This window comes from Catelliglobosispora koreensis DSM 44566 (assembly GCF_000379685.1).
Taxonomy (GTDB): Bacteria; Actinomycetota; Actinomycetes; order Mycobacteriales; family Micromonosporaceae; genus Catelliglobosispora; species Catelliglobosispora koreensis.
The window spans coordinates 238,497-254,204 of the sequence record NZ_KB903291.1 but is presented as its reverse complement, the minus strand read 5'-3'; the positions used below and the strand labels follow the sequence as shown (position 1 = coordinate 254,204).

At 65.2% G+C, this 15,708-nt stretch carries 11 protein-coding genes; 4 read left to right on the top strand and 7 right to left on the bottom strand.

Going from position 1 to position 15,708, the window contains the following annotated elements:
- Positions 1-64: 64 nt before the first annotated feature.
- The gene (locus A3E1_RS47530; RefSeq protein ID WP_169454485.1) at positions 65-1,627 is read right to left on the bottom strand and encodes a ParB/RepB/Spo0J family partition protein; all 1,563 of its coding nucleotides are present in this window, start codon (positions 1,625-1,627) and stop codon (positions 65-67) included.
- 731 nt (positions 1,628-2,358) lie between these two features.
- On the opposite strand from A3E1_RS47530, the gene A3E1_RS0133385 reads away from it, so the two are divergent.
- Both A3E1_RS0133385 and A3E1_RS0133380 read left to right on the top strand, forming a co-directional pair.
- Positions 2,359-5,199 (top strand): hypothetical protein, encoded by a 2,841-nt coding sequence (locus A3E1_RS0133385; protein ID WP_157631897.1) that lies wholly within the window; start codon positions 2,359-2,361, stop codon positions 5,197-5,199.
- A gap of 54 nt (positions 5,200-5,253) precedes the next feature.
- On the top strand, positions 5,254-5,991 hold the full coding sequence (locus A3E1_RS0133380; protein WP_020525177.1) for an SOS response-associated peptidase: 738 nt from the start codon (positions 5,254-5,256) through the stop codon (positions 5,989-5,991).
- A gap of 197 nt (positions 5,992-6,188) precedes the next feature.
- Here the strand turns inward: A3E1_RS0133380 and A3E1_RS0133375 are convergent, their stop codons facing one another.
- The 4 genes from A3E1_RS0133375 to A3E1_RS0133360 all read right to left on the bottom strand — a co-directional run bounded on the left by A3E1_RS0133375 (position 6,189) and on the right by A3E1_RS0133360 (position 12,075).
- On the bottom strand, positions 6,189-9,479 hold the full coding sequence (locus A3E1_RS0133375; protein WP_020525176.1) for an error-prone DNA polymerase: 3,291 nt from the start codon (positions 9,477-9,479) through the stop codon (positions 6,189-6,191).
- Positions 9,480-9,502: 23 nt separating this feature from the next.
- On the bottom strand, positions 9,503-11,038 hold the full coding sequence (locus A3E1_RS0133370; protein ID WP_020525175.1) for a DNA polymerase Y family protein: 1,536 nt from the start codon (positions 11,036-11,038) through the stop codon (positions 9,503-9,505).
- Positions 11,035-11,736 carry a hypothetical protein gene (locus A3E1_RS43425; RefSeq protein ID WP_063825182.1) on the bottom strand — a complete coding sequence of 234 codons (702 nt, stop codon included), beginning with the start codon at positions 11,734-11,736 and terminating at the stop codon, positions 11,035-11,037. Before A3E1_RS43425 ends, A3E1_RS0133370 begins: the two co-directional genes overlap by 4 nt.
- Before the next feature lie 96 nt (positions 11,737-11,832).
- Positions 11,833-12,075: a hypothetical protein gene (locus A3E1_RS0133360; RefSeq protein ID WP_020525173.1), complete on the bottom strand. Its 243-nt coding sequence runs from the start codon at positions 12,073-12,075 to the stop codon at positions 11,833-11,835.
- 39 nt (positions 12,076-12,114) lie between these two features.
- On the opposite strand from A3E1_RS0133360, the gene A3E1_RS0133355 reads away from it, so the two are divergent.
- A complete protein-coding gene (locus A3E1_RS0133355; RefSeq protein ID WP_020525172.1) occupies positions 12,115-12,534 on the top strand; it encodes a VOC family protein in 420 nt (139 codons plus the stop codon).
- 12 nt (positions 12,535-12,546) lie between these two features.
- Here A3E1_RS0133355 and A3E1_RS0133350 read toward each other — a convergent pair whose 3' ends face one another.
- On the bottom strand, positions 12,547-13,095 hold the full coding sequence (locus A3E1_RS0133350) for a hypothetical protein (RefSeq protein WP_020525171.1): 549 nt from the start codon (positions 13,093-13,095) through the stop codon (positions 12,547-12,549).
- Positions 13,096-13,420: 325 nt separating this feature from the next.
- Between A3E1_RS0133350 and A3E1_RS0133345 the strand changes: the two genes are divergently transcribed.
- Entirely contained in the window at positions 13,421-14,188 is a 768-nt protein-coding gene (locus A3E1_RS0133345; RefSeq protein ID WP_157631896.1) for a hypothetical protein, read from the top strand.
- Between the two features lie 203 nt (positions 14,189-14,391).
- On the opposite strand, the gene A3E1_RS48660 is transcribed toward A3E1_RS0133345, so the two are convergent.
- Complete coding sequence (locus A3E1_RS48660) at positions 14,392-15,342, bottom strand: hypothetical protein (protein WP_020525169.1); 951 nt, start codon at positions 15,340-15,342, stop codon at positions 14,392-14,394.
- Positions 15,343-15,708 lie beyond the last annotated feature (366 nt).

The following is a 15,708-nucleotide window of genomic DNA, read 5'->3' as shown; positions in this document are numbered from 1 at the left end:
AGCCCAGGACCCGCACGCATGCGAATCCCGGGCCACCGCCCAGTAACAAACAGGAAAGAGAAGGTCAGACGGTCACGGACTCCTGCACGGCGAGCTCCCGCAACGCCTCATCCACATCGGAGAGACCACCGGCGCCTGAGTCCAGATCACCGGTTTCATCCTGATCGGACGGTGACGCTTCGGTGTCCTGCTGGCCATCTGCATCACCATCGCCGTGTATGGAGTCGGTGACAGCGAACGGAGCCCCGGACAGCGGAGCAGGATTACCGGCCAGCGTCTGATCGTCGGCCATGTCGTGGCCGTGCATGTCTTGATGCAGCTCGGCTTCGGCGTCGGACAAGGTGTAGCCCTCGGCGATCAACCGGTCCAGCCACGAGGCCGCCGCAGCATCATTCATGCGCCAGGTGCTGTCGTGGGTGGCCAGGCGCAGGTTCTGCTCATGACGGGTGATCCACCCGGCAACCAGGCACCGGCGCAGCCGATCCTCACCAGCTTCGGCTAGAACGGTGTCGTCATCCACGCCGCCCAAAGCGGCGTAGAGGTCTTCCCATTCGCTGTACAGCGCCAGATCCTCATCGATCACGGTGCTGCGCAACGCCTCCACGAACAGCCGCTTGGCCGCCTTTGCCGACCCAAACGTGCTCTTGTAGAACTCGTGGCGCACCGGCTCGGCAAGCGCCAGGCCCTCCAGCCGGCGGGCCTTCGCCTCAGCAGCCGCCGCGCGCTGCGCTTGCTCCTCGATCGAGACGCGGCCGCCGTAGTGGGTGGGATTCGCGACTGTATAGCCGTACTTTTCCGGGTCACTGCAATAGATCACCGCTTGCGCGCCGGCGATGCCTTCCTTGTCGACGAACGCCGCAAAACCCGGCAATGCCTTGACCACCTCGGGATCCGCCGCGACACCAGCGGCGTCGACCAGCACCTTGACCGGCTTCTCAGGCCCTGCCGGAAACCCTTTCGGCTTCGAGGTCACCTTGACCCCGTCCAGGACCAGCTGCGCTTTCAGCCGCTCCTTGGCCTCGGTGTAGGCCTTCTTCGCTCGCTCGTTGGAGATCGCGTGCTGCACACCCCAGGTGTTGGAAGCCTTGAGAATGCGGGCGAGCGCGGCCGGCTCGTCGGCAAACTCGGCCATGCGTGCCGCGTCGTCCAGCGAGATCTGCCCTGCGTCGGTCGCCTGACGGGCCTGCTCGGGCAGCTCCCGTAGTTTGAGTGTCTTCTTGACCTCGGCCACGGGGAGGTGACGCACCGCAGAGATCTTCTCCACCGACCAGTCCATCAGCATCAGCTGGTGGAAACCTTCGGCCTCCTCGGTCGCGGACAACCCCACCCGGTGCCCGTTCTCGGCCAGCTGCGCGGCGACCTTGAGCGCTTCACCCTCATCCTGGGCGATCCAGCACGGCACTTCGGTGTGTTCGAGTTCGAGGGCGGCGTACTTACGCCGATGGCCAATAATGATCATGTATGGGGTGTCGGCGTCGTCCGGGTCCACGGGGATCACGACTAGCGGGCACAGGATCCCCAGCACCTGGATCGACGCTTTGAGGTCTTCGAGATCGTCCAGGCTGGTGCGCAGGTTGCGCGGGTTGTCCTGGAGTTCGGCGGGATTGAGATAGGCGGCGCGGCGCATCGAGCGCAGCAGCTCATTCGGGTTGGCCGGAAGCAAAGTCACGGACATGGGTCTGTTCCTTCCGAAGAAAGGAGGACGCCGCCCACTACCCGTGGCGTGTGCTGCCAGAGCGGGGCGGTTGCTGACCCGATCCGCCCGGCCGGCCGATCGGCGCAGACCTGCAAGCATCCACCCCAGTGGTAGCCCTGCGCCGTCTGGTGGTGGTGTCGGGGTGGCGTGCTTGCGGGGCCAGCCGCGGGCGGCCAGGATCACGGGGCAGCAGACGACCCGCTCGGCAACACACGCTGGTAAAGCGGAGCGAGATCGCCCAAACCCCTGTCGCAGCACGCAGTGTTGGTGAAGACGGTTCCCCACGCCGCCTCCACCAGCTGTCGGAACCTGAGTGGCTAGAGACGGGGACGCTTGTAGGCGTCGACGAAGATCATCACCGTGATGACGGCGCTGATCACCTCGGACAAGTGTCCGGCCATCGCGATGAGCTGCTTGATGCTGTCGAACACGACCCCTCCTGGGGGATAAAGGTGTGGGGTCCGGCCGGAGCACCCGATGACCAGCCCATAGGACCGCCTGCTCAGGGCCTCCGGCTAGGGCGTCGGAGGATCCCGGAGGGCCAAGAGGTGCTGGAGCGGCCCGCGAGCTGCAGATATGCGTACCGGACAGATCGGGACTTATCCTGTTAGCCATCTCTGCGCCGCGCTGGCCGGAGCGCGGGATCCGGGAAAGGGGGGATGATGCCGGCCAGATCCACCGAGCCCGGTCCCATCGGCCCGGAGACTGTCCAGACTCGCGACGATCTTGCGAGAGCCCTGCGGGCTCTACGCCAAAGCCGCAACGGGCTGGGACTCGACCAGCTCGACAAGGCGGCGCGAAAGCTGAATCCGACGTGGCGGTTGCCCAGATCCACCGTGAGCGACTTCGAGAGCCTGACCAAGACCGCGCTGCCGCAGCACGTGACCCTCGGTGTGTTCCTTTCCGTCTGCGGTGTCGCGCTGGCCGATCAGGCCGCATGGTTTGCTGCGCTCGCACGCGCCAGGACAGCAGACCTGCGCCGGCCGTCCTCGGCAGTACGCGTGCTCGACGCTGACCCGTCGACCCTCGGCGTTCATGCCGCTATCCGCCTGCGTGGCCAGGACCCGTTCCTGACCTCCTACGCAGGGCGGGACTTCGACCCGGACCTTCGCCAAGCCATTGACCGCGCCAGCGAGAACGGCGGCCTGGTGATCATGGTCGGCCCCTCCTGCGCGGGCAAAACACGCTCGCTGCTGGAGGCCCTCAAAGCCCAGCTGCCCGAATGGTGGCTTTATCACCCAGCTCCCGGCGACCCCATCGACCGCGACGTTGCATCAGGCTCCGCGTGCACGGTTGTCTGGCTCGACAACCTCGTGAGCTATCTGAGAGGAGACAACTCGCTGCGCGCGGCCACCGTCCGGCGCCTCATCCGGTCGGGATGCGTCGTCGTCGGCACGATCTGGCCCCGTCATCTTGATTCCATCTGCTCACCAGCAGGTCAGATCTCCGCCGTCGCCGCAGATCCCGACGACGCCGGCGAACTGCTGCGCCTGGGCTTGCAGTTCGTGGTTCCGGGCGAGTTCAGCACCGGGGAGCGGGCGACGGCCCGCACCCTGGCCAGCCTGGATCCACGGCTGGAAATGGCGCTTGAAGAAGATCAGGGCTTCACACAGATCCTGGCAGCGGCCCCGGATCTCGTTCGCCGATGGGAGACTCCGCACGATCCGTACGGCGCCGCGGTGATCACCGCGGTCCTGGACGCGTGGCGCGTCGGGATGACCACGGCCATCTCGAAGGCGCATCTTCAGATGGCCGTGCCCGGATACCTCACTGCCCGCGAGCGGGCCGAGGCTCCGCAGGACTGGCTGGACGGTGGCGTGTCCTACGCGGTGGCCAGGCAACGCGAAGCCGCCTCCGCCCTGATCCCGGTCGGTGGCGAGATGGGCCGTACGGACGGCTTCGAGCCTGCCGACTTCCTCCTGGACCGCGCATACCGCACCCGGCGAGCAGCAGCACTGCCACACACGGCCTGGGATGCGCTCGCGGAACACGCCACCGACCCCGGTGACCTTCGCCGATTGGCCTACCTGGCGGGCAACCGCAGCCGATATGAATACGTCGAGCGGTTCCTCGCCAAGCTCGCGGCCCTGGGCTGGGCTGAATCTGCCCGGTGGCTGGCCGCATTGATCGCGCAGCGGAATCCGAGCGAGGCGATCGCCGTTCTCGGCCCGTTCACCGGGCAGCCTCACATCGCGGCGACGGTCACCGACCTGCATGTCCGTATCGGGGACATCGCCGAGCTGCGTGCGCTGGCCGACGGTGGGGACCTTGTCGCCGCCTGCCGCTGGATCGGCATCACGGGAGAAACCGCAGAAGGCGACATTCAGGAAGCGGCGGCTCGCGGCGATCTGCTCGCTGAGGCATGGCTGGTCGACGAGCATGCAGACGCACGGCACGTCGAGCAGCTCCTCAGCCGGGCCAACAGCGGAGATCGCATCGCCCGGGGCAGGGCGGCTGACATCCTGGCGGGCCTAGGCAGCCTGGCTGAGGCGTGCGCCCTGCTCTCGGCGGCCGAGCAGGACGGAGACCAGCTGGCCGGCCATCAGCTCGTGGACCTCCAGATCCGATACGGAACCACCCAGGCCGAGCTGCGCAAACGGGCAGCGGCCGGGGATGAGTACGCGGACCACGCGATCGTGATGGAGCCCCTACGCGGAGGGCACACCGCGGCCCGGATCGCTGGCGGCCTGCTCGACGCCGGAAACCAGCAGCTTGCGCTCGATGTCCTGCAGGCCCACGACGACGCGCACGTGGCCCTCACCGACGACTACCTGCTCGACGCGCTGGTGGCCTGCGGACGACTGGACCGCCTGCGCGAGATCGCAGCGACCGGAGAGCCCGGCTCCAACGTGCGCCTGGCCGAACTTGCCGCCGCGAGCGGCGCTGTTGAGGAACTGCACCGGCTAAGCGTGGATGGCAACTGGTTCGCGACCCTCAAGCTCCTCGACATCATGACCGCCGACGGCGAGACCGATGCCGCGATCGAGTACGCCCAGGCCAGAGCGCAAATGGGCGACATGCTTGGCGGGGCGCGGATGGCTGAACTTCTCAGCGACGCGGGACGAGAAGACGATCTGCGCGCCCTCGCCGCCGAGGACCCGTGGCACGCCTCCGGCACGTGGGCACAGCACCTCGCGCGGCAGGGCCGCCTGGATGAGGCGATGGCTTGGCTGCGCTCGCGGCGAGGCGACGGTGCCGACCTCGCCGCCATGCAGCTGGCAGATCTGCTGCTCGCCGAAGATCGCCTCGATGAGGCGGTGGAGGTGCTTCGCCCTCACACCATGTACGGGGACGGCCCATCCGTCTCGCGCCTGGTAGAACTCCTCTTCCAGCACCAGCGAGTCGATGAGCTGCGCGTCGAGGTGAACGCCGGGGCATGCGGTGCACTGGACAAGCTGCTCGACCTGCTCCTGGAAAGGGGGACGCTGACCCAGCGGGAAGCCGACCATGTACGCCGCACAGGGGTCACCGCCCAGTGGCCCGATGACGGGAGCCTTCCCTAACCGGATCGGGCAAGCCGGTGAAGTTTGTCGGAGCCCAATGGCACAGTGCAGTTTATGTGCGGACGCTACGCCTCGACCAAGACCAAGCTGCAGCTGGCGGAGACCTTCCACGTCTCGGCCGACTATGCCGCTGACGGGGTGCGCGAGGACTACAACGTGGCACCCACCAAGACCGCCCCCGCGATCTTGTCCACCCTTGCCAAAGACGACCCGGCCGCGCAGATGGTGCGGCGGCTGGAGATGCTGCGCTGGGGTTTGATCCCGCCGTGGGCCAAGGATCTGAAGATCGGCGCGAAGATGGTCAATGCCCGTGCCGAGACCATCAGCGACAAGCCCTCATACAGGCGCCCGTTCGCCGCACGCCGCTGTCTGATCCCGCTCGATGGGTTCTACGAATGGGTCGAGGAAGACCAGGGCGGGCCCAAGCCGGTCAAGCAGCCCTACTTTCTGCGACCGAAAGACGGCGGCATACTGGCGGCAGCGGGGGTGTGGGAACGCTGGCACGACCCCGACAAGCCCAAAGACGACCCGGACGCGTGGCTGCACAGCTTCGTCATCATCATCATCACCACCGACGCCACCGATGACGTCGGCCGGGTTCACGACCGCATGCCCATGATCGTCCTGCCAGAGCAGTGGGACGAATGGCTCGACCCTCGCCTTCTCGACCCGAATGCCGCCCGCATTCTGATGGGCCCACCCGAACCCGGAACCCTGGACATCTACGCGGTTTCCCGCGCAGTCAACCATGCCCGCAGCAATGGGCCCGAACTCATCCGACCCTTGGACTGAACGCAGCGCAAGGGGCGTCGGTCGTTTGGCGGGGCATCGGAGTCGACTAGGGGTTCTGTCTGGCCCGGGTGGAGCGCGTCCGCCGCGGCGAACCGCACTCCGACATCCCGGAGATCGATCTTGTCAGGTTTCGGGTTATGCGGGTTGAGCACCGCAAGTGGAACCGGTGTCAACAGACGTTAGCTAACCGGTCGAGGTCAACGGAAGTCTCGAGAGGCGCCCGGCTGTGCGCTGATAGGTAGCGCCGTGATCTTGTCGGCGATGAGGTTCCGGACGTTGTTGGCGACTTCGAGGCGGCCCCGGACGATCAGTGCGGGACTGCGTCTGGCGATGTGGCGGAATCGAGCCCAGACTCCTTGGGACACCACGACATTGCAGATCCCGGTTTCGTCTTCCAGGCTCATGAAGGTCACACCGCGGGCGGTACCTGGGCGCTGCCGGTGGGTGACGAGGCCGCCTACGGAAACTCTGGTCTTGTCCGGAACGTTCTTTAGCTGAATGACGGGCAAAACCTGTTGAGCGTCAAGGTTCTCGCGGACCAGGCCGATGGGATGGTTGTCCGGGGATAGGCCGGTGGCCCACACGTCGGCGACGAGCCGGTCGCGGTCATCCATGCCCGGCAATGTCGGGGCGTGGACTCCGGCGATGGTGCCAGGGAGCCGGTCAGCTTTCTCCTGTGCGGCGGCGCCGGCTTGCCATAATGCTTGGCGCCGGTCTAATCCGAAGCACGCGAACGCATCGGAGGTCGCCAGCGCCTCAAGATGGATCGTTTTGAGCTGACAACGGCGGGCGAGGTCGGGCATGTCGAGATAGTCGCCGTTCTTATCCCGTTCGGTCACGATTAGTTCGGCGAGATCTTCGGAGATGCTGCGCACCTGATCCAGTCCCAGGCGCACCGCCGGCCCGTCCAACCCCCAGCGTGACGGCGCCTGGCCCGCATAGCTTCCCCAGCGTGTGGTGGAGGTGGATTCGATGCAGGCCTTGGCTTGCGACAGGTTGATGTCCGGGCGGCGGACCTCGACACCGTGGCGGCGGGCGTCGTCGACGACGGATTGCGGGCTGTAGAAACCCAGAGGGTAGGCCTTGAGTAGCGCGGCGCAGAACGGGCCGGGGTAATAGCGTTTGAGCCAGGCGCTGGCGTACACGAGGTAGGCGAACGACATCGCGTGGCTTTCGGGGAAGCCGTAACTGGCGAACGCGGCCATCTTCAAGAACAGATCGTCGGCGATGTGCTGGGGCACATCATTTCTCGCGCAACCTTCGTCGAAGGTTGCTTTGAGCTTGAGCATCTTCTCCTCGGAGCGCTTAGAGCCCATAGCTCGGCGGAGTTTGTCGGACTCCTCGGCGGTGAACCCGGCGACGTCGATGGCCAGCTGCATGACCTGTTCCTGGAACAGGACGACGCCGAGGGTCTTCTCCAAAGCGTTGCGCATCAACGGATGTGCGTAGGTGACATCTTCTTTCCCGTTGCGGCGGTTGATATACGGGTGGACCGCGCCGCCTTGAATCGGCCCCGGGCGGATCAGCGCCACCTCGACCACGATGTCGTAGAACTCACGCGGGCGCAGGCGCGGCAAGGTGGCCATCTGCGCCCGGGACTCGACCTGGAACACCCCGACGGTGTCGGCCTGGCACAGCATCTCGTAGACCTCGGGATCGTCGGTGCGCATCCGGCCGAGATCGAGCTGCTGGCCGAGGAATTCGTAGCAGTAGCGCAGCGCACTGAGCATCCCCAGCCCGAGGAGATCAAACTTGACGAGGCCGGCGTCAGCGCAGGAATCCTTGTCCCACTGCAGGACCGACCGGTTCTCCATCCGGGCCCATTCGACCGGGACGACCTCGGTCACCGGCCGATCGCAGATCACCATGCCACCAGAGTGGATACCCAGATGCCGGGGGGCGCGCATAATCTCGTTGGCGAAGTCGATGACATGCCCGGGAATGCCGTCTACATCGGACGCTTTGATCTCCGACCAGCGTTCGATCTGCTTACTCCAGGCATCCTGCTGGCCGGGGCTGTGCCCGAACGCTTTCGCGACATCGCGAACGGCGCTCTTGGGCCGGTAGCTTATGACGTTGGCGACCTGGGCCGTATGCCGCCGTCCGTGCGTGCGGTACACGTACTGGATGACTTCTTCGCGGCGGTCGGACTCGATGTCGATGTCGATGTCGGGCGGGCCGTCGCGTTCCGGGGCAAGGAATCGTTCGAAGAGAAGGCGATGCTGCACGGCGTCGACGTTGGTGATGTACAGGGCGTAACAGACCGCCGAGTTCGCCGCCGATCCTCTGCCCTGACAAAGGATCCCGCTCTCGCGGCAGAACCGGACCAGATCCCAGACCACCAGAAAGTAGCCTGGAAAGTTAAGCCTGGTAATGAGTTCCAGCTCGTGCTCAATCTGCGCATACGCCTCCGGATGGGCCTGCGGCGGGCCGTAGCGTTCGGCGGCGCCGAGCATCACCTGATGACGCAGCCAGCTGGCCTCGTCATGACCGGCCGGGACAGGGAAAGGCGGCAGATCTGGGGCGATGTGGCGCAGGTTGAACGCCAGCTCGGCGGCCAAGGTGGCGGCGTACGGCACCGATTGCGGATACCAGTGCAGCAGCCGCGCCATCTCGTCGCCGGAGCGCAGATGAGCGGTGGCCGCGGCGGGCAGCCACGGGTCGATTCCGTCCAGCGATGTGCGTGCCCGCACCGCTGCCATGATGGTGGCCAGCTTGCGGCGCGCGGGTTGGTGGTAGTGGACGTTGTTGGTGGCCACGAGCGGTAACCCGAACCGGCCAGCAAGGTCCGCGAGGGCGTCGATGCGGTCGAGGTCGGTGGGCGCGCCGTGGCAGGTCAGCTCGACGGCGACATTGCCCTTGCCGAACAACGCGGTGAGCCGGTCGAGCTCACACGCGGCCAGGTCAAGGTCACCGCGCTCGATCGCGGCTGGCACAGCGCCTTTACGGCATCCGGTCAGCACCAGCACGTGATCTTTGAGGCGTGCCGCGGCCTGGCCCAGGTCGTACACCGGCCGCCCCTTCTCCTTGCCCTCAAGCTGAGCGTCGCCGATCACGCCGGCGAGCTTGTGATAGCCGCTCTGACCACGGGCGAGCACGAGCAGATGGTTCCCTGCCGGGTCGGGGATGCCGTTCTGCGGGCCGGGCAGGCCGAGGGAGAGCTCGGCGCCGAAGACTGTCGGCAGGCCCGCCTCAGCGGCGGCGTTAGCGAAGCGGACCACACCGTAGAAGCCGTCGTGATCGGTGACCGCCAGACCGGTCAGTCCTAGCCGGACCGCTTCGGCGACCAGCTCTTCGGGTTCGGATGCGCCGTCGAGGAAGCTGAAGTTGCTGTGACAGTGCAGCTCGGCATAGGGAACGGTGCTGTGTCCGCGTTCGACCTCGACGGGCGGCGGGCGTTCACGCTTGCGGGAGACGGGCAGATCGCCTGCGGCAGCAAGCGGATCGGCGACGGCTTGAAGGTGACGGTGCAGCTCCTGCCACGGCATCGCGCCCTGACTGTTCCAGCCGGTCAATCGAACCAGCCCGCCAGAATCCACTGCCCGCCGGACAACTCGGCCAGGACGGCGCGTGTGTCCTCGAGCACGAGCTGGACCCACACCAGGCGTCGGGCGGTCTTGTGGTCCCACCAGCGCTCATCGGCCGGCCACGGCCCGTGCGCTTCTATGACCGTCTGCGCACGCCCGGAACCTAGATGCACCTTCGCCGGGACGGCGGACAGCTCCAGGCGGGCTGTCACGGTCACCATCTCCCCGGCGGCGTCGAGCACCTGGATCGCCTGTGCCGGAACGACGAAGCGCGATGGCAGCGGCCCGGTAAGCCCACCCGGCCACGGAGCGTTTGGCTCCAGCGCCGCGGCACGCTCATCGCCGAACGGCACGAGCGTGACCCGTTCGGCAGGGTGACGCCCGCCGCTGTCCACAGCGACAAGAACACTGTCCGGGCCCAGCTGACCCTGGACGCGGTGCATCGCCCGATGCGCCTGATCGCGTTCCGACCCGGCTTCGCCCCACAACCCCGGTTGCAGGCCGACCTGGTGCAGCACCCCTTCGGGGATCAACCGCAGAACGGTGATACCGCTGGTGAGTTTGCGGCGCGTGATCCACCCGTCGAGCTGCCACCGGGTGCGGTCGGCAATCGCCTGGGCGGTAAGGACTCCGTCATGGCGCCACATGCGCCACAGCTGCTGCCCGTCAGCGGTCGTGGCCTCAATCGACAACCTTGTGGCCACCAGGCCATACCCGGCGAGGCGCTCGTGGAGCTGCTCGGCGAGCATCCGGGCGGCGAACGCCCCGGTATCGACCCGGTCAATCGGATCATCAAACCGGTGCTCCACCACCAGATCGGGCGGTGGCTGGCGAATGTAGAGGGGCTCGTCGTCCTGCCCCGCCGCCAGCCGGTGCGCGATCCACGCGTCCAGGCCGAACCGCGCCAGAACATCGGAGGCCGGCAGTGCGGCGAACGCGCCGAGAGTATGAATCCCCAAGCGGCGTAACAGATCCACGAGCTTGGGACGCTCCAGCGCATGCACCGCAACGGGCGCAAGAAACGCCGCCGTCCCGCCGGGCTCCACCAGGCGGCCCGCCCGCGCCGCGAGCAGGCCTGCGAACACGCCCTCGGCGATCCCCACCTCGACTTCGACATCGCATTCGCCCGCAACGGCATCGACCATCAGCTCGGCGGCTTTCTCCTCCCCGCCGAAATACCGCCCCGGCCCCTTGGCTGCCAGCGCACACACTCCGGGACGCACGACCGCCACGCCAGCGCCGATGCCCTCGATCGCCGCGACCACGGGCTCGAACTCGATCGCGTCACGATTCGGGTCGTGCTCGACGAGAAGCAAGTCAGGGCACAACCGCTGGGAGTCCCGCTTGCGCATCGACCGGCGCACCCCCGCCCGGCGCGCGGCGGCGGAGCAGGCGACAACACGGTTGGCATGCATGACAGCCACCGCCGCACCTGCAGGCACGAGCCCCGCCTTCTCCGCGGCGATGACGGGCCAGTCCGGGGCCCACACCACCATCGCCCTGACCCCGGCACCGGTCATGGCAGCGCCCGCAGCCGACGGACAGGCCCAGCTGTCTCCCGCCGGGCCTGCTCGCGCTGGGCATGGGCGGCACGAAACGTAGGGTCGTCGGGAAGCCAAATGCGCTTCTCATTCGGCCGTGCCGCACCGCCACGGCCGGTCAGCCGTACCGTGAGCTCGCGGCAGCGCAACCTTCCCCGGCTCAGCCAGCGTGCGTCCCGGCACGCGACCGTCATGTTCGCCCCGGGCCACTCCCCGAGGGTCACCAGCACGCTGCCGGCCTTGCGCGCACGCGCGGACATCTGCGACGCCGCCGAGGCGGTGATGCCACCGTGTACCCCGACGACCACGAGGTCAAAGCCGTCAAGCAGGGTGGCGGCCACCGACAGCGTGTCCGGTCCCGGATTGGGCACGACGGCGATGCGCTCAAGCGCCACCCCGGTCGCTTTGGCCGCGGCCAGCCCCAGCCCCGGAAGCGCGACCAGCGCCGCCCACGATCCGCGGGTGGTCGCCTCGGCGAGCAAAGCAAACATCAAAGAGGTCGCCCCGATCCCCGCCACGGAGATCGTGGATCCGCGGGCGAGCCCCCGGTAGGGCAGCAGATCACGTAACTCAGCAAGGACGGGAATTGCCCGATCCGTACCCAGCCCTTCGGTTGGCGCAGTTAGTGAACTGGCAGGGCTAACGCCCCATTTTCCCAGCTCAGCCACTGCTCCCATGAGCCACACGATAGAACACTTGTTCCCATGAGAGGAACAGGTGTTCGAGAAACGTCACGGCGCTCATTCTGTGAGACTCCCAGCGATAGTTGGCACTTACCAGGGTTTGTTGACACCGATGCCGGCGAGGGTGGGTTTCAGGCGTCTTTTCCGATCATGGTCGACGAGGTTGTCTGTGTTGTGGAGTGCCTTGGCGAGGGATTGGATGGCCTTGTCGAATTTCAAGGCGGCGAGGCTGGGAGCGAGTTGGCTGGCCAGGGCGCGTTCGCAGTGGGTCAGTTCGGCTAGGGAGATGCCGAGGTAGCTCGCCTCCTCAAGTCCGGCGGGTTCAGACCGCAACTACACCCTCGAGTGGGATGAGCCCTCTATCGTCGGTCCATGACCACTCGACTGAACCCCTACCTCAGCTTCGCGGGTGACGCCTCGGCCGCCCTGGCGTTCTACCAGGACGTGTTCGGCGGCGATCTCACGATCAACCACTTCGGCGACTTCGGCACCGACGACCACGGCATGGGCGACCAGGTCATGCACGGCCAGCTGGAAGCAGCGTCTGGCCTCACGCTGATGGCCGCCGACATGCTGCCGGGCGAGACGTTGCGGCCCGGGAACAACCTCGCGGTCAGCCTCGGCGGGGACGACGCCGAGGAACTGCGCGGCTACTGGCAGGCGCTGTCGGACGGAGGGACCGTGACGGTCGAGCTGGCCACGCAGCCGTGGGGCGACGAGTTCGGGATGTGCGTCGACCGGTTCGGGACCTCGTGGCTGGTCAACATCGCCGCTGACGGCATTGACCGCTGACACATCGGCGTTCTAAACAACCTTGGTCGGCGGTCCGTTGTTAACCCGTCGCCAGCGTCGGCCAATCGCGTCGAGGAACTCAAGCCACGTAATCGCCTCGGGGTAGGTTTGGCGCGCGACGATAAGGAAGCTGCCGGCCAACTCGGCGCCCGGACCGAGCGTGTGACTCTGCTGCCTGAACTTCATCTGTCCGGGCATCTGCACTGTGTGCCGGCCGTCTGCGCCCGGCTCGATCATCCCCGCACGTACCTCAAATATCGGTGCAGCGCTATAGTTCTTGACCGTAATCGAACATCCTGCGCTGTCCTTGGCGAACTCCTGCTCGGTCAATGTTCCGGATATCACTGTGACAAGGCGGGCTTGATTGGCCTCCTCAGACACAGCATCGGCACGGCGCTTATGCATCTCGTACAGCAAGCCGACGCCAACAGCCAGAAAACTAAGTACGGTACCGATTGCGGCGATCCAGTCGGGAACTGACCCGAAATCTACGCCGCCCGAGCCTCGGCACCGCGCGGCCCCGAATCCAGCGAGCCCGCAAAGAGCAAGCGCCGCCACCATGAACTAATCGTGTTCCTGAGCTCAGCGGTTCGTACAGCTAATCCATGTAATTCGATTGAAAGCGCACGTCCAGCCAACCCATCACGGTGCCGAAGGGCTAGGCCCCTTACAGGCCGAAACTACTTAGCTCTCGCTGCCAGCGATCCGTATCATTCCAGCGGGTGAAGCAGGCACATGGACGTACGCCACTGCTTTCTCTGCTGAGGAGTCATAAATGCCCGATAGCGATCAACTATGGTCTCTCAAGGTTCCATTTAGGATTGCCGTCCCGATCCCTGTGCAAGACGCGATCACTCGATCGATTGGCGACATCACAGTTCGGTTAGTGCCACCCCAATCCGGGCACCATATGTTCCTCATTGAGGATCTGCCGAGCGTGGCTGAGGCTCACGAGCGGTTTGCTGCGCTACGGACTGGTGCTCTTGCCGCAAGCCTTTACCTAGGTGGCGGTGTTCGCATTAGCCGCGAACTTGACGTGCTCGACGACACGACCCCAGTGCCGAATAATCCTGGTCAGGCCATTGTCTTTCCCAAGGGACGCAGCCTGGCGGGGATACGTCTGGTCTTTGGGCAAATCCAGTTCCAGGAAGACATAGCTCTGCCAAGGTTCTTTGAAGGCTTGCAGCTTGGACTCACACACCCGGTGCCCCAGCAAGCAGCTCACGATTCAAAGGTTGAGCTGGCAGGCATGCTGTTTGTGGACAGTTACTACGAGGCGACACCGCAAGCCCGCTTCATCACACTTATCGGGGCACTTGAGGTGCTCAAAGACCAAGACAGTAGATCACCCGAAGCTCTCGAACTCATCGCGCAATGGCGTGACCAGGTAAAAGCCAGCGAACTAGAGGATAGGGTCTCTCTGCTCAGCCAGCTTGACCACCTGACGTCGATCTCGATTGGACAGGGCATCAAGGCTGTCGTCCGGCGCCACCTCGGCGATAAAGAGGCGAAGGAAGCGTCGGCGCTCTACACAGTGGGCAGCAAACTCGTCCATTACGGTGAGACACCTAGCGACATGGAAAAGGTCGCCGGCCGGGCAGCGGAGCTGGTGGCCTCATTGCTGGCGAAGATCCTCTCAAATGGACAACTCTGACCGTGTGCTGGCTTACATGGCAGCTTGTTTTCGAGATCTCGTCATCCAGCGGCGAGGTCACAGTCTGTGGTTGCCTTCGGGATTTGCGGCTGCGCAATGAAACAACGGTGCACCTTCCGGTCCGGACGGTGCATTCTGGCCGGCAACGAGGGCAGCCGCCTGCCCGGTGGCTTTTAGCGTCCGGTGAGGAATCCGCTGCAGGGTCAATTTTCGTCGTCAGCCGCTAGCGCAGCGATTGCTTCCGAGTCTTCCATTGCCCTCAAGATCGAAGTGACGAGAAGTACCGCTACTACTGCATTCTGTAGGGTGTAGTGCTCTTGGTCGGCGAAATGAACCGTTACATGGCGACTCAGTTCCTCCGGTGGTGGGGTTTTAGAGCGGGGGTACCAGCTGGTGTAAAACGGGGCAATGGCGGCGAGCGCGGCTGCCATTCGTAGCGCGCCGATCGTCATCTGTTCCTTCTCGAACTTGACCGTCTTTCGGACCCGCTTATAGCTGTGATCCGGAAACACTTTGGTAACAGCGGTTTCAGTAACGACGACGGCGAGAACCTGAGCAGCTTCAACGTGTCCTGCCGCGAAAGCCGTGACGGCCTTTGCTGCCAGGGGGACCTGGCCGCTCGTCAGGTCGCCTGCTAGGCCATTTAGGACGGTGAGGCAATCGTCTACTATCTCTCCCTTGTGCTCAAGAAGGATGTCCAGTCGAGCTGACCTATCGGGCGCGTCAAGCAAGTAGTCCACTATCTCCACTCGCGGTACCCACACGAGCGGGATGCCTTCCTCCTGAATCACCCAGGCGGCTTTGTCAAAATCGATGCCCCGCGGCCAGTTGGGGGGAAGCTTTTCCCGGAGCTGTGCCAGGTAGGGCTCCAGCGCCTTCAACGTCTCACCGAGTGCAGGGAATAGCTTGGGCATCAGGTCCTTGGGCATCTTCGGTATCCCAAGAGATCTGGCGATGCGTTCGCTGTCAAACGGGGAGGTTGACCCAAATTGCTTCATGAACTTTTTGCTCAGATGTACCCCGAGCGCCGAGGCTTGCTCAGAGATCTTCACCAGCGGATACAACTGCGCATTGACAGGAACGAAGGCTGAGGGTTCCGACTGTTCGACTTCCTCACCGGAGATGTCGTCATCGGGCAAGGACTCGCTACTCATACCCTGCTCCCAAAAGGAGAACGCCGACTCTAGAGTCTCACGGAACTGCAGCGATGATCATGGGTTTGCAAACATCATCAAGCGGGGGACGCCTCGCCAAAGGGTTCAAGAGGCCGACCTCGAGTGTCGTCGGGATCCATACGCGTAGGTGGCCCTGCTTGAATACCGGAGGGGGTTCGTCCCGAGCGCCGCATGACACTGAACAGCGGGCCTGCCGGGCTGCGTAGGCGGGTCAGTCTGACCGGCTGGTCCGCCACCAGTAGACCCATTGCTCGCGCTTCCCAGCCGCTGCGGCTGCGGCCTGCCGGGATGGGCGTGGGGCGAATGCCGGTAGCTCCCGTAGATAGATGAACCGGCTGGCGCAAC